General features: G+C 64.0%; 13 protein-coding genes. 7 read left to right on the top strand and 6 right to left on the bottom strand.

Annotation, left to right across the window (positions count from 1 at the left end; genetic code table 11):
- Positions 1 to 131 precede the first annotated feature (131 nt).
- Positions 132 to 1,946, top strand: a complete 1,815-nt coding sequence (locus ABDB81_RS01235) for a potassium/proton antiporter (protein WP_346809441.1) — start codon at positions 132 to 134, stop codon at positions 1,944 to 1,946.
- Here ABDB81_RS01235 and ABDB81_RS01240 read toward each other — a convergent pair.
- The 3 genes from ABDB81_RS01240 to ABDB81_RS01250 form a co-directional block, all read right to left on the bottom strand.
- Positions 1,918 to 2,922, bottom strand: coding sequence for a tripartite tricarboxylate transporter substrate binding protein (locus ABDB81_RS01240; protein ID WP_346809442.1), 1,005 nt, complete (start codon positions 2,920 to 2,922; stop codon positions 1,918 to 1,920). The two genes, ABDB81_RS01235 and ABDB81_RS01240, sit on opposite strands and share 29 nt — an antisense overlap.
- Before the next feature lie 99 nt (positions 2,923 to 3,021).
- Positions 3,022 to 3,477 carry a DUF2214 family protein gene (locus tag ABDB81_RS01245; protein ID WP_137925724.1) on the bottom strand — a complete coding sequence of 152 codons (456 nt, stop codon included), beginning with the start codon at positions 3,475 to 3,477 and terminating at the stop codon, positions 3,022 to 3,024.
- A 104-nt stretch (positions 3,478 to 3,581) separates the two neighbouring features.
- Entirely contained in the window at positions 3,582 to 4,802 is a 1,221-nt protein-coding gene (locus ABDB81_RS01250) for a CaiB/BaiF CoA-transferase family protein (RefSeq protein WP_160472809.1), read from the bottom strand.
- A gap of 261 nt (positions 4,803 to 5,063) precedes the next feature.
- On the opposite strand from ABDB81_RS01250, the gene alaS reads away from it, so the two are divergent.
- Positions 5,064 to 7,688, top strand: a complete 2,625-nt coding sequence (alaS, locus tag ABDB81_RS01255) for an alanine--tRNA ligase (RefSeq protein WP_346809444.1) — start codon at positions 5,064 to 5,066, stop codon at positions 7,686 to 7,688.
- Positions 7,689 to 7,767: 79 nt separating this feature from the next.
- Here alaS and ABDB81_RS01260 read toward each other — a convergent pair whose 3' ends face one another.
- The 3 genes from ABDB81_RS01260 to ABDB81_RS01270 form a co-directional block, all read right to left on the bottom strand.
- Positions 7,768 to 7,902 (bottom strand): hypothetical protein, encoded by a 135-nt coding sequence (locus ABDB81_RS01260; RefSeq protein WP_255459330.1) that lies wholly within the window; start codon positions 7,900 to 7,902, stop codon positions 7,768 to 7,770.
- A 61-nt stretch (positions 7,903 to 7,963) separates the two neighbouring features.
- A complete protein-coding gene (locus ABDB81_RS01265) occupies positions 7,964 to 8,407 on the bottom strand; it encodes a hypothetical protein (RefSeq protein ID WP_137925727.1) in 444 nt (147 codons plus the stop codon).
- A gap of 169 nt (positions 8,408 to 8,576) precedes the next feature.
- A complete protein-coding gene (locus tag ABDB81_RS01270) occupies positions 8,577 to 9,470 on the bottom strand; it encodes a LysR family transcriptional regulator (RefSeq protein WP_346809445.1) in 894 nt (297 codons plus the stop codon).
- Positions 9,471 to 9,598: 128 nt separating this feature from the next.
- Here ABDB81_RS01270 and ABDB81_RS01275 point away from each other — a divergent pair, with 128 nt between their 5' ends.
- The 5 genes from ABDB81_RS01275 (at position 9,599) to ABDB81_RS01295 (ending at position 13,640) form a co-directional block, all read left to right on the top strand.
- A complete protein-coding gene (locus ABDB81_RS01275) occupies positions 9,599 to 10,834 on the top strand; it encodes a YbfB/YjiJ family MFS transporter (RefSeq protein ID WP_346809446.1) in 1,236 nt (411 codons plus the stop codon).
- Positions 10,835 to 10,921: 87 nt separating this feature from the next.
- The gene (locus ABDB81_RS01280; RefSeq protein WP_346809447.1) at positions 10,922 to 11,695 is read left to right on the top strand and encodes a class II aldolase/adducin family protein; all 774 of its coding nucleotides are present in this window, start codon (positions 10,922 to 10,924) and stop codon (positions 11,693 to 11,695) included.
- 23 nt (positions 11,696 to 11,718) lie between these two features.
- Positions 11,719 to 11,907 carry a 4-oxalocrotonate tautomerase gene (locus tag ABDB81_RS01285; RefSeq protein ID WP_137925731.1) on the top strand — a complete coding sequence of 63 codons (189 nt, stop codon included), beginning with the start codon at positions 11,719 to 11,721 and terminating at the stop codon, positions 11,905 to 11,907.
- A gap of 22 nt (positions 11,908 to 11,929) precedes the next feature.
- Positions 11,930 to 12,982 carry a low specificity L-threonine aldolase gene (locus ABDB81_RS01290; protein ID WP_137925732.1) on the top strand — a complete coding sequence of 351 codons (1,053 nt, stop codon included), beginning with the start codon at positions 11,930 to 11,932 and terminating at the stop codon, positions 12,980 to 12,982.
- Positions 12,983 to 13,043: 61 nt separating this feature from the next.
- On the top strand, positions 13,044 to 13,640 hold the full coding sequence (locus tag ABDB81_RS01295) for an NUDIX domain-containing protein (protein ID WP_160472804.1): 597 nt from the start codon (positions 13,044 to 13,046) through the stop codon (positions 13,638 to 13,640).
- Positions 13,641 to 13,645 lie beyond the last annotated feature (5 nt).

Raw genomic sequence — 13,645 nt, forward strand, 5'->3', positions numbered from 1 at the left:
CGGACAGATCGGGCGAGGGTCGTCAGCTAAGCTTGATGGATTCCGGCGCGCACCTGGCGCCTCGAATATTCCATCCCTCGGCATTCCGAAAAAGAACGAAAAAGAACAATTCACAGTCCCCGGAGGTGCGCTTGGAAACCATCGACCATGCCATTCTCATCGGCGCCGTGGTGATGACGCTGGGCATCCTGCTTGGCGTGTTTTCGTCGCGCTTCGGCGTGCCGTTTTTGCTGGTGTTCCTGGGGGTGGGGATGGCAGCCGGTGTGGACGGCCCGGGTGGCATCCGTTTCAACAACACCTGGCTCAGCTTCCTCGTCGGCAATATCGCGCTGGCCGTGATCCTGCTCGATGGCGGGCTGCGGACGCGCTTCGCCACCTTCCGGGTGGCGCTGCGGCCTTCGCTGTCACTTGCCACACTCGGCGTGGTCCTGACGGCGGTGCTGGTGGGATTATTCGCAACCTGGCTGCTCGGCATCGACTGGAAGCTCGGACTGTTGCTGGGCGCCATTGTCGGGTCCACGGATGCGGCGGCGGTCTTCTCGCTGCTCAACAGCAGCGGCATCCGGCTCAAGGAGCGGGTGGCCAGTGTGCTGGAGATCGAATCGGGCATCAACGACCCGATGGCGATCTTCCTGACGCTGACGTTGATCGAATGGATCACGGCGCCGGATGGCCTGTCCGGCCCCGCGCTCGCCATGCGGCTGGTGGTGCAATTCGGCGTGGGCGGGGTGCTGGGCGTGGCACTGGGGTATTGCCTGGCCAACATCATGGAGCGCGTCAATGTGGCCGAGGGGCTGCAGGCGATCCTGGTGTGCTCGGGCGGCTGCATGGTCTGGGCCATCGTCCAGACGGCGGGCGGCAGTGGCTTCCTGGCGGTCTACCTGACCGGCATGATCGTGGGAAACCGCGAGCGCGCGGTGACGGGCGACACCATGCGCGCGATGGACGGCATGGCGTGGCTGGCGCAGTCTGCGATGTTCCTGCTGCTCGGGCTGCTGGTAACGCCGCACCGGATCTGGGACATCGCCTTGCCGGCGACGGCACTCGCGTTGTTCCTGATGTGCGTGGCGCGGCCCGTGGCTGTGTTCGTTTCGCTTCTGCCATTCCGGTTCAATACCCGCGAGAAGGCGTTCGTCGCGTGGATGGGGCTGCGCGGTGCGGTGCCCATCGTGCTGTCGCTGTTTCCGCTATTGCAGGGCATGGAGGATTCGGGGCTGCTGTTCCGCGTGGCCTTCGCCGTGGTGCTGGCGAGCCTGCTATGCCAGGGAACCACCGTGGCACTGGCCGCTCGCCTGGCCCGGGTGTTGCGCCCGCCCTATGACGAGCCGCTTTCTCGCGAGCGCTTGCGGGGCACGCGCAATCCGCCCCTCGAGCTGATGCAGTTCGTGGTGGCGGCCAATTCATCGATGGAGGACCTGCGTGCCGATCAGATGGAGCTACCACCGCGCAGCCGGCTGATGACTGTGGCGCGCGACGGCGCGTTGGTGCCGCTGGATCAGGTTGTCCTGCATGCTGGCGATGTCGTCTCCGTGCTGGCGCCGAGCGGCACCGTGCCGTTGCTGTCGCGGCTGTTCCTGACGGCGGCCACACCACCTGCCTGGGATCAGGTGGGGCACGACTTCGTGCTCGACGGCCAGGCCGCGTTGGCCGACGTGGCTTTGCTTTATGGCTCGCGCCCGCTGACGCCGGAGGAACTGCAGTGGACGCTGGAGACGGCGATGCTCGCCATGTTTCCCTCGCCACCCGTTGAAGGCGATGCGGTGGAGATTGCCGGCCTGCGGCTTACGGTGACCCGCATGGACGGGCCACGTATCGTGCAGGTTGGCCTGCTGTTGCCGCGCAATGCCGCCGAGGATGCCCGCGACGGCAAGGAGCGCCTCTGGCGCATGCGCGACAAGGCGCGGCCAAGCGATGCGCTCAATCCACCTTCGCGCCGGAAGCCTTGACCACCTGGCCGTACTTCTTCAGTTCGCGCTGAATCAGCGCGCCGAACTGTTCGGGCGTGGTGGGCGCCGGCGTAGCGCCGATGCGGGCCAGCTTTGCTTTCATGTCGTCGGTCTTGAGGATGGCCACGATGTCGCGATTGAGCCGTTCGACGATCTCGGGCGGCGTGCCGGCCGGTGCGAGCACGCCGAACCATGTGGAGATATCGAATCCTTCAAGCCCCAGCCCCTTGCCGGCCTCGGCAATGGTCGGCAGTTCCGGGAACGATGTGGCGCGGCTGGCGGTGGTCACGGCAAACGCCTTGAGCTTGCCGGCCTTGATGTTGGCCGAGGCCGAGGCGAGGTTATCGAAGATGAGATCGGTCTGGCCCGACAGCACCGACAATTGCGCAGGCGACGCGCCGTTGTACGGGATGTGGACCATGCTCACGCGCGCCATGCTCTTGAACAGCTCGCCCGACAGATGGCCGGCGCTGCCGTTGCCGCCCGACGCGTAGTCGAGCTTGCCCGGATGCTTGCGCGCATATTCGACGAGATCGCGCACGTTGTTGATGTGCAGTTCGGTGGCCTTGCCCGGATGCATCACCAGCACGTTCGGCACGTCGGCCACCAGCGTGATCGGTGCGAAATCCTTCACCGGGTCATACGGCATTTTGGTGAACAGCGTCGGATTGATGGCGTGCGTGGCTACGGCGCCCATCACGATCGTGTAGCCATCGGCGGGCTGCTTGGCCACGTAGTCGGCCCCCAGGTTGCCGCCTGCGCCGGGCTTGTTCTCTACCACGACCGGCTGGCCGAGACTGTTGCGCAACTGTTCGCCGATGGCGCGCGCCACCGTATCGAGCGGGCCGCCCGCGGGGTAAGGCACGACGAAGCGGATGGGCTTGGTGGGCCAGTTGGCCGGCGTCGCTGCCGGGGCGGTGAACGAGGCGAGCGCGGTGGTGGCGGCCAGAACGGCAGAAAGCAGGGTCTTCAACATATCAGGCGTGGAAAGGATGGGAATCTTGTGCGCGGGGACGTGCGTTGCGTCCCCGCGTCTCAAATGGGCCCGCGAGCGCCGGCCTTCGGTGGATGCGCTTCAGCGAGCGCCAATTCCGCGCGCCATCATCACCGCGCACAGCGGCAGCAGGATAAATACATGGGCTTCGATCATGACCCAGCGGCGGGTCTTCCTGATCTCGGCGGGCGTGGGAACAAACTCCGGGAGTTTCTTTGCCTGCTTGCGCCACTTCGCGATGGCGAACGTGGGCGGCAGCGAGCACAGCGCAATCAGCACGAAGACCGTCATCTTGGCGTGGAACCACGGATTGTGGATATAGAACTCCACGCCCTTGGCGCCCAGGAACAGCCGCAGCAGGCCGGTGGCCAGCACGGCCATCGCCGAGAGGAAGTAGAACAGGTCGTACAGCGACAGGCGGCGGACGGTTGCGGGGGTCATGTCCGGGCGCAGTACTACAGCTTCGGCGGCCATCAGCGTTACCAGGATGAAGATGGCCGTGAAGTGCAGGAATGCGAGCAGGGCATCGGTCAGCATGAAATCTCCTCGGAGTGGGGAATACTCGGGAAAACTCGAAAATACGCGTCGATGATCGCCTGCCCGGTGTGTGGCGGGGGCCGTGCCTGATCAAGCGGAAGCTATCAGACCACGCCCTTGCTGCGCAGGGTGGCGATGTGTTCGGCACTGTAGCCGAGTGTCTCGCCAAGCACCACATCGGTGTGCTCCCCAAGCAACGGCGGGTGGCGCAGCGCCTCGGGCGGCGTGGCGCTCATCCGCATCGGGCTGCCCACCAGCTTGACCGTGCCGGCCGTGGGGTGCGGCAGGTCCACGCGCAGGCCGCGAGAGACAACCTGCTCGTTCTCGAACACTTCATCGAGCGTGTTGATCGGGCCGCAGGGCACACCAGCACGCTCCAGATCCAGAATCCATTGCTCGCGTGTGCGCGGGGCCACCATCTCGGACAAGATCGGCACCAGCACGTCGCGGTGTGCCACGCGCTGCGGATTGGTGGCAAAGCGCGGATCGTCGGCGAGTTCGGGTTTGCCACCCGCCGTGACGAACTTGCGGAACTGCCCGTCGTTGCCCACCGCCACGATGATCCAGCCGTCGGCGGCCTGGAACGTCTGGTAAGGGACGATGTTCGGATGGGCATTGCCCCAGCGCTTCGGCGCCACGCCGCTAGCCAGGTAGTTCGTGTTCATGTTCGCCAGCATCGACACCTGCACGTCGAGCAGCGCCATGTCGATGTACTGGCCTTCACCGGTGCGGTCGCGGTGCATGAGCGCCGCCATCACGGCGATGGTGGCGTACTGGCCCGTCATCAGATCCGAAATCGCCACGCCGGCTTTCTGCGGGCCGCCACCGGGCAGGTCGTCGCGCTCGCCGGTCAGGCTCATGAAACCGCCCATGCCTTGAACGATGAAATCGTAGCCGGGGCGTTGCGCGTACGGGCCCGTCTGACCAAAGCCGGTCACCGAGCAATAGATCAGGTCGGGCTTGACGGCCTTCAGCGATTCGTAGTCCAGCCCGTACTTCTTCAACTGGCCAACCTTGTAGTTTTCGAGCACCACATCGCTCTGTGCAGCCAGTTCGCGCACCAGTTGCTGGCCCTCGGGCGTGCTGATGTCGCAGGTCACCGAGCGCTTGTTGCGGTTGGCGGCCAGGTAATAGGCGGCCTCGGCCGTGTCGCGTCCGTCTTCGGTCTTGAGCCAGGGCGGTCCCCAGATGCGGGTGTCGTCGCCCGCGCCGGGCCGCTCGATCTTGATCACGTCGGCGCCGAAATCGGCAAGATTCTGGGCGCACCACGGCCCCGCGAGCACGCGGGTCAGGTCAAGAACACGAAGATGGCTTAAGGCACCCATGGCGGTCACGGCTGGCAGGTCTGAGGAGCCAGCACTCTATCACCGGGTCTCGGCGCCAACGCGCCGGGGCACGGGGGAATGAATGTTCCTTGGGCGATAACCGGACAGGCTGCCGGGCGGCGTCCGGCCCGGCATGGGCGTGCGCGCCACAGGTCCGCCAGCGACTGCCCCAGCGCTGGGCTTGCCCGTATAATCAAGGGTTCGAAAAATCCAACCTGACCCACTGCGCCCTGCCCCGATGCGGGAAGCGCCCGATACAACATGAAAGTCTCCGACATTCGCAGCAAGTTCCTGCAGTTCTACGAGTCGAAGGGCCATACCGTGGTCCGCTCGTCCAGCCTGGTGCCGGCGAACGACCCGACGCTGCTGTTCACCAATTCGGGCATGGTGCAGTTCAAGGACGTGTTCCTGGGCACCGACAAGCGGCCGTACTCGCGCGCCACGTCGTCGCAACGCTCGGTGCGCGCCGGTGGCAAGCACAACGACCTCGAAAATGTGGGCTACACCGCACGGCACCACACGTTCTTCGAGATGCTGGGCAATTTCTCGTTTGGCGACTACTTCAAGCGCGAAGCCATCCAGTACGCCTGGGAGTTGCTGACGAAGGTCTACCAGCTGCCGCAGGAAAAGCTCTGGGTGACCGTCTACGCCGAGGACGACGAAGCCTACGACATCTGGGCCAAGGAAGTGGGCGTGCCGGCCGAACGCATCGTACGAATCGGTGACAACAAGGGCGCGCGCTACGCCTCGGACAACTTCTGGCAGATGGCCGATACCGGCCCGTGCGGCCCGTGCTCGGAAATCTTCTACGATCACGGCCCGGATGTCTGGGGCGGCCCCCCGGGATCGCCCGAGGAAGATGGCGATCGCTACATCGAGATCTGGAATCTCGTGTTCATGCAGTTCAACCGCGACGAGCAGGGCAACATGACGCGCCTGCCCAAGCCGTGCGTGGACACCGGCATGGGCCTGGAGCGGATTGCCGCCGTGCTGCAGCACGTACACAGCAACTACGAGATCGACCTGTTCCAGGCACTGATCACGGCGGCTGGTCGCGAAACGCATATCGCGGATCTGCACCAGAATTCGCTGAAGGTCATTGCCGACCACATCCGCGCCTGCTCGTTCCTGATCGTCGACGGCGTGATCCCGGGCAACGAAGGTCGTGGCTATGTACTGCGCCGTATCGTGCGCCGTGCCATTCGCCATGGTTACAAGCTGGGCCAGAAGACGCCTTTCTTCCACAAGCTCGTGGCCGACCTGGTGGCGCAGATGGGTGAAGCCTATCCGGAACTGGCCGAAGCCGAGACGCGCGTCCGTGACGTGCTCAAGGCCGAGGAAGAGCGCTTCTTCGAGACCATCGAAAACGGCATGTCGATCCTGGACGCGGCCGTGGCCGAGCTGAAGTCCAAGGGCGGCAAGGTGCTGGATGGTGAACTGGCGTTCAAGCTGCACGACACGTTCGGCTTCCCGCTCGATCTGACGCAGGATGTGGCGCGCGAACAGGAAATCACGGTGGACGAGGCCGCGTTCGACGCGGCGATGACGCGCCAGCGCGAGCAGGCCCGCGCCGCCGGCAAGTTCAAGATGGCTGCCGGCCTCGAATACACGGGCGACAAGACCGTGTTCCATGGCTATGACGCACTGAGCAAGGAAGGCGCGCGCGTGACCGCCTTGTACGTCGATGGCGCTTCGGTGCAGACGATGCAACCGGGTCAGACCGGCGTGGTCGTGCTCGACAACACGCCGTTCTACGCCGAATCTGGCGGTCAGGTGGGCGATCAGGGTACGCTTGTGTCCGGTGCTGCCGTCTTCAACGTGGCTGATACCACCAAGGTCCAGGCCGACGTGTTCGGTCATCAGGGCACGCTGGCCAACGGCGCGCTTAACGTAGGCGACACCGTTGCCGCCCAGGTGGACGCTGTGCGCCGTGCGCGCACCGTGCGCAACCACTCGGCTACCCACCTGATGCACAAGGCCCTGCGCGAGGTGCTCGGTACCCACGTGCAGCAGAAGGGTTCGCTGGTCGATCCGGACAAGACCCGCTTCGACTTCTCGCACAATGCGCCGCTGACCGATGACCAGATCCGCCAGATCGAGGAAATCGTCAACGCCGAGATCCTGCGCAACGAAGCTACTGTGGCCGCTGTGATGCCGTTCGATGATGCCGTGAAGAGTGGCGCCATGGCCCTGTTCGGCGAGAAGTACGCCGACGATGTGCGCGTGCTGTCGATCGGTACGTCGAAGGAACTCTGCGGCGGCACGCACGTGACCCGCACTGGCGATATCGGCCTGTTCAAGATCGTCGTGGAAGCAGGCGTTGCTGCCGGCATCCGTCGCGTGGAAGCCATCACGGGCGACAACGCGCTGCACTATCTGCAGTCGCTCGATGCCCGCCTGAACGAAGCCGCCGCCGCGCTGCGCGCACAACCTTCCGAACTCGTGCCGCGTATCGGTCAGGTCCAGGATCAGGTCCGTTCGCTCGAGAAGGAACTCGAAAAGCTCAAGAGCAAGCTGGCCTCGTCGCAAGGCGATGAACTGATGGCGCAGGCTGTGGACGTCAAGGGCCTCAAGGTACTGGCCGCCCAACTCGACGGCGCCGATGTGAAGACCCTGCGCGAGACGATGGACAAGCTCAAGGACAAGCTCCAGAGCGCTGCCATCGTGCTGGCCGCCGTCGCCGACGGCAAGGTCAGCCTGATCGCCGGCGTGACAGCCGATGCCACGTCGAAGGTCAAGGCCGGCGAACTCGTCAACTTCGTCGCCCAGCAAGTGGGCGGCAAGGGCGGTGGTCGTCCGGACATGGCGCAGGCAGGCGGTACCGATCCTTCGGGCCTGCCACAGGCACTGGCCGGTGTGACGGAGTGGGTGTCGGCGAAGGTTTGATCGATCGTTGTACTGCGCTGGAAAAGACGCCTGCATGGTTCGCCATGTGGGCGTTTTTTGTTTTGCGCGCAGCGAGCCGCTAGCGCGTGTAGTGAAGGTAAGCCATCCACACGTTGACTCCCAACGCGTAGACGCCCATGGCGTAGAGGATGGGCGTTATGACCTTGTATTGCAGATCGGATTCGGTCATGAGCCGGTAGAAGAACCTTCGCATGATGGCTTTCCTTTGCTTGAGTAGAAATAAACTGTTGGGCCGCATTCTTCGATCGAATCGGTTAATGCACGACAGGCTGAAATAGCCAGATATAGCCGCCCAGATGCATGGCTGCGGTGATCGCAGTCAAAGTGACAGATACACGCAGGATCCTGTTCGGGCCGTGCGCACACGTATCTGAACGCAGACTGGCCTCCATAGTCCCGATGAGAACAAGCACAGAGGCAAGCACGATCAACGCGACATGGCCGCAGAGCAACACCCACATGAGCGCTGGATTGGCCGACGATTTGTTCAACTGCTGCCCAATGACGTAGCCCGCGCTGGCATTCATCGGAATCGCCGTCCACAGCAACTGCCCGTGCTCCATGGCACGGAGCACGGCGCCGCGCGCATGCTCCCTGAAGAATGTCGGTAGTCTCAATAGTGGCAGCAACGCCAGCGGCGCCAGCAGCGGGATCGCGATGTTGAACACGAACCAGCCGAACTGTTCCAGTCCTCTCATGGTGTCCGTCGGGCAAGAGCCAAAGAATGGCCCTCATCCTAGGCACCGCATCGGCCACTCACAATAGGGCGGATGTGAACTTTTGTGACATCGGCGCCGAGGCTTGCGTGGTGTCAATCATGTCGGAATACGACTTTTCTCAAAGGTCGCAGAGGGCCGGAAAATTCTTTCATGCTGCGGCCGAAATCGGCGCCAGATCGGAAGCAGCATCCGCATTCGTCAGCATGTCCGCCAGTGCCAGCAGCGCGGCGCTGCCCATCGACGGATACCAGGCCAAGACAGTGGTCACGCGTCCGGCATCGCCCAGCGGATGGATGCTGATCTGCGGCAGGTTGCGATAGAGCGTCAGTACGGAGCCCGGCATGATTGCCACGCCGATACCTGCCGCGGCGCACGTCACGATGGCGTGATAGGAACCGAGCTGGATCACGCGGTGCGGTGCATGGCCGCACTGTCCGTACCATTGCTCGAAGCGCGAGCGGTAATTGCAGCCGGTCTCGAAAGCGAGCAGCGTGGCACGTTCGAGATCGTCGGGGCTGGTGATGGGGGCGTGGCCTGCGCTGGCGATAATCACGAGTTCTTCCTCGAAGCCGGCGCGGGTCACAAGGCCTGGATCGTCCACGGGTTCGGCCACGAACGCGCAGTCCACATCGAAGCGTCGCAAGGCGTCGAGGGCCTGCCGGGTGGGGAGTGTCACGAGTTCGAGTTCGACATCGGACCACGCGTGGTGGTAGGCGGCCAGTATGTTGGGCAGCCGGCTCGCGGCGGTGCTTTCCATCGACGCAATCCGCAACCGGCCGTGCGGACGCGCGGGCTGCACTGCGTGGCGGGCCTCGTCGGAAAGTTTCAGGATGCGGCAGGCGTATTCGAACAGCGTCTTGCCGGCCGGCGTGAGCACCATGCGGCGTCCGTCGCGCACGAACAATTCCACGCCCAGCGATTGCTCCAGCTGGCGAATGCGCGTGGTGACGTTCGACTGCACGCGGTGCAGACGTTCGGCGGCGCGCGTGATGCCGCCCGCTTCAACGACGGCACGAAAGATTTCCAGGGCAGCGAGGTCCATATGTGCATCCTTTCCAAATACAGATGGTTTCCATCTCGGAAATTCATTTTTCGTGATGGATGTTTGGGCATAGGATAGTCAACAACGTCAAACCGTGCCAGTCGCCCCTGAGGCGCGCCAACCGCCCCATGTCTATCGCCAATGTCGAGGTTCCTGCCGGGCGCACCACCCGGCCCACCGCTAGCCCATGGGCTGTGGCGATTGCTGGCTTTGTGTCGCTGGCGCTGGCTATGGGAATTGGCCGATTCGCGTTCACGCCACTGTTGCCGATGATGCTGCACGATGGCACCGTGACACTGGGAGAGGGTGGCGCACTCGCCACACTGAACTACATCGGTTATCTGCTGGGTGCCGTGCTGTGCCTGGTGATCCGCCCCGACCCAGCGCGCATGGTCAAGATTTCGCTGGCGCTGACGGTCATCCTGACGCTGGCGATGGCCTTGCCCGGCGGCATGCCTGCATGGCTTGCCTGGCGCACGCTGTCGGGCATCGCCAGTGCCGTGGTCATGGTCTACGCCACTGCATGGTGCATGCAGCGGCTGGCGGAACTAGGGCATCCGACGCTTGGCGGGCTGATGTTCGCCGGCCCAGGTATCGGCATCGTCGTGACGGGCGTGTCGGTCTTTGGAATGGTCGGTGCGAACTGGCTGGCCAACTGGGGTTGGATCACCTTCACGATTCTCGGAGCGCTGATGCTGGCACCCGTGTGGCGCGTATTCGGCACGCCGTCGCCGATCGCGTTGCCGGCAGGGGGAACGGCACATGCGGCATCCTCCGCCCCGATGGCGCCACGGCTCAATCTCGAAACCTGGGCACTGACGCTGGCCTACGGCCTGGCCGGTTTCGGCTACATCATCACGGCAACTTTCCTGCCCGTGATCGCGCGCCACGAGATGCCCGGCAGCGTGTGGGCCGATCTGTTCTGGCCGATCCTCGGCGCGGGCGTGGCAGTGGGCGCGTGGGCCGTGACGCGCTTCGGCATGCATCACGACAATCGGCGCATGATGATGTACCTCTATGCCATGCAGGCACTGGGCGTGGCGATTGCCGCCGTGTGGCCCACGGTGACGGGCTTCGCGCTGAGCAGCCTGCTGGTGGGTCTGCCGTTCACGGCACTGGTGTCCTTTGCCATGCGCGAGGCACGGCGGCTGTGGGGCGCCAGCGCGTCGAAGCTGATCGGGCTGATGACCGCTGCCTATGCCATCGGCCAGATCGCGGGGCCGCCGCTGGCTACGTCGCTGGTGGCGCGCACGGGTGGCTTTGGCGCGTCGCTCGGCGTGGCCTCGGCCGCGCTGCTGCTTGGCGCCGCCATCTACTTGTGGATGTGGCGCACGATGCCGGTGGACGGACGCGCAGCCGGCTGACGAGTACGCTACAGTGTTGGCTTCGTCGCCCACACGAACCGGTCGCCCCCGCGCCGGCGCTGCAGGGCGGCGCGAAAGCCAATCTCCATGTCTTTTGCCTTGCAGCCCGGGCGTGCCGCCGGCCCGGCCTGGCCGATCGGTGCCGAGGAAGCGCGCGTGCGCGTGGACCTGGCCGCCGCTTATCGGCTGGCCGCACTGGAACGCTGGGATGATTTGATCTACACGCACATCTCGGCCACCGTGCCTGGCGAGCCCGGTCACTTCCTGATCAATCCCTTCGGCTTTGCCTTCGACGAAATCCGCGCATCGGACCTCGTCAAAATTAATGGGCAGGGCGAAGTGGTGGGCGAGACGGTCCATCCAGTCAATGTCACGGGCTTCGCACTCCATGGCGCCGTGCACGCGGCGCGTGCCGACGCGCATTGCGTCATGCACCTCCACAACACCGCAGGCATCGCCGTATCCGCCCAGGCTGAAGGCTTGCTGCCGCTCTCGCAACATGCCATGCGCTTTCATGGCCGCATGGCCTATCACGATTACGAAGGGCTGGCGTTTACACCCGCCGAAGGGACGCGGCTGACGGCTTCGCTCGGCGATCATCCGGCGATGCTGCTGCGCAACCATGGCACGCTGACCTTGGGCCGCACCGTGGCCGAGGCTTACGTGTTGATGGCCACGCTGATCAAGGCATGCGAGATCCAGCTGGGTGCGCAGCTTGGCAGCGCCACGGTGCAGCCGTTGCCTGCCGTGGCGGATCGGACCTCGCTCCAGCTATTCGACGATGGGGCGGTGGAGGGCGTGCTCGAGTGGCCCGCGCTGCTGCGCAAACTCGATAGAATCGATCCCTCGTACAAAGACTGACAACACCTAGAAGGAGTCAAGGAATGCCCACGTTTCACGTAGAAATGTTCGAAGGCCGCTCGGTGGAGCAGAAGCGCAAGTTTGTTGAGGAAGTCACGCGCGTCACGTGCGAGACGCTTGGTTGCTCGGCGGGTGCGGTCGATATCATCATCACCGACGTCAAGCGCGAGAACTGGGCCACCGGTGGCGAGCTCTGGGCCGACAAGCAGTAATCCATTCAGCAAGGTTTGACCGATGACCTCCGCAGTTTCCCCCGCCCAGCAGTTCGCCTCCGATAACTACGCCGGCTTTTGTCCGGAGTCGCTGAAGTATTTTCTCGAAGCCAATGCCACCGGCCACGAGAAAGCCTACGGCGACGATAGCTGGACCCAGAAAGTTTGCGACCGGATTCGCGACCTGTTCCAGACCGACTGCGAGGTCTTCTTCGTTTTCAATGGCACCGCGGCCAATTCGCTGGCGCTGTCTTCGCTGTGCCAGTCCTATCACTCGGTGATCTGCCACGAACTGGCACATATCGAGACCGATGAATGCGGCGCGCCGCAGTTTTTTTCGAACGGCTCGAAGCTGCTGACTGCCCCCGGCGAGAACGGCAAGCTGACGCCCGATGCGGTGGAGGCGCTGGTCACACGCCGCACGGATATCCACTATCCCAAACCGCGCGTGGTGTCGCTGACACAGGCCACGGAAGTGGGCACGGTCTACACCGTGGAAGAAGTGCGTGCCATCGCGGCTATCGCCAAGCGGCGCCAGTTGCGCGTGCATATGGACGGTGCACGTTTTGCCAATGCCGTGGCATCGCTGGGCGTGCATCCATCGGAAATCACGTGGCGTGCCGGCGTGGATGTGCTGTGTTTCGGCGGCACCAAGAACGGCCTGCCGGTAGGCGAGGCGGTGGTCTTCTTCGATCGCAGACTGGCGGAGGACTTCGCCTATCGCGTGAAGCAGGCCGGTCATCTGGCGTCGAAGATGCGCTTTATCTCGGCGCCCTGGCTGGGCATGCTGGAGAACGATGTCTGGCTGCGCAACGGTCGCCATGCCAATGCGATGGCGACGCTGCTCGCGCAACGCATCGCGGATATCCCGGGCGTGCGCATCATGTTCCCGACCGATGCCAACGCGGTGTTTGCCGAACTGCCGCTGCCGGCCATCGAGGCGCTGCGCGCCAAGGGCTGGTTGTTCTACACGTTCATTGGCGCGGGCGGATGCCGCATGATGTGCGCGTGGGATCTGCAGCCGGAAACCGTGGAGGCATTCGCTGCGGACATCCGCGCTGCATGCGGCCGCTGAACCAAATATCAAGCAAGAACGGGCAGCATCACAATAACGAGACAGTCCCTGGAGCCCCCTGATGGAACCCTATCGATTCTGTCCGCGCTGCGGATCTACGCTGGAACACTTGCCGATGTCGGGCCGCTATCGCCATGCCTGCGTGCAGGACGGATGCGGCTTCGTGCATTGGGACAACCCGCTGCCGGTATTGGCGGCCGTGGTCGAGTACGAGGGCCAGTTGCTGCTGGCGCGCAATGCGCTGTGGCCCGAGAAAATGTTCGCGCTGGTCACAGGCTTCATGGAACGCGACGAGACCCCGGAACATGGCGTCGCGCGCGAGCTCAAGGAAGAGACGAATCTCGATACGGTGTCGGCCTCGCTGATCGGCGTCTATGAGTTCATGCGCAAGAACGAACTGATCATCGCCTATCACGTGAAGGCGGAGGGGGACATCCGGCTGTCCGAGGAACTGGCCGAGTATCGGCTGGTGGCGCCCGAGAAGATGAAGATCTGGAACGCCGGCACCGGATTTGCAGTGGCTGATTTCCTTGAGCGCCGCGGCTTGCCCGTGCGTTTCTTCGATCGGGCCACCGGCGAGGATATCCCCGACCCGCGCCGGCCGACGGACTTCAGCATGGTCGCCGCTTCGCTACAATACGGCATCCATCAGAAATAGAAGGT

It is taken from the genome of Cupriavidus sp. DL-D2 (assembly GCF_039710735.1).
Lineage (GTDB): Bacteria > Pseudomonadota > Gammaproteobacteria > Burkholderiales > Burkholderiaceae > Cupriavidus.

Coding starts and splice junctions, on each gene's coding strand:
- ABDB81_RS01260 (WP_255459330.1), bottom strand. CDS start 7,902: ATGCGAAGGTTCTTCTACCGGCTCATGACCGAATCCGATCTGCAATAC.
- ABDB81_RS01240 (WP_346809442.1), bottom strand. CDS start 2,922: ATGTTGAAGACCCTGCTTTCTGCCGTTCTGGCCGCCACCACCGCGCTC.
- ABDB81_RS01245 (WP_137925724.1), bottom strand. CDS start 3,477: ATGCTGACCGATGCCCTGCTCGCATTCCTGCACTTCACGGCCATCTTC.
- ABDB81_RS01265 (WP_137925727.1), bottom strand. CDS start 8,407: ATGAGAGGACTGGAACAGTTCGGCTGGTTCGTGTTCAACATCGCGATC.
- ABDB81_RS01280 (WP_346809447.1), top strand. CDS start 10,922: ATGTCTTTTGCCTTGCAGCCCGGGCGTGCCGCCGGCCCGGCCTGGCCG.
- ABDB81_RS01285 (WP_137925731.1), top strand. CDS start 11,719: ATGCCCACGTTTCACGTAGAAATGTTCGAAGGCCGCTCGGTGGAGCAG.
- ABDB81_RS01290 (WP_137925732.1), top strand. CDS start 11,930: ATGACCTCCGCAGTTTCCCCCGCCCAGCAGTTCGCCTCCGATAACTAC.
- ABDB81_RS01295 (WP_160472804.1), top strand. CDS start 13,044: ATGGAACCCTATCGATTCTGTCCGCGCTGCGGATCTACGCTGGAACAC.
- alaS (WP_346809444.1), top strand. CDS start 5,064: ATGAAAGTCTCCGACATTCGCAGCAAGTTCCTGCAGTTCTACGAGTCG.
- ABDB81_RS01275 (WP_346809446.1), top strand. CDS start 9,599: ATGTCTATCGCCAATGTCGAGGTTCCTGCCGGGCGCACCACCCGGCCC.
- ABDB81_RS01270 (WP_346809445.1), bottom strand. CDS start 9,470: ATGGACCTCGCTGCCCTGGAAATCTTTCGTGCCGTCGTTGAAGCGGGC.
- ABDB81_RS01250 (WP_160472809.1), bottom strand. CDS start 4,802: ATGGGTGCCTTAAGCCATCTTCGTGTTCTTGACCTGACCCGCGTGCTC.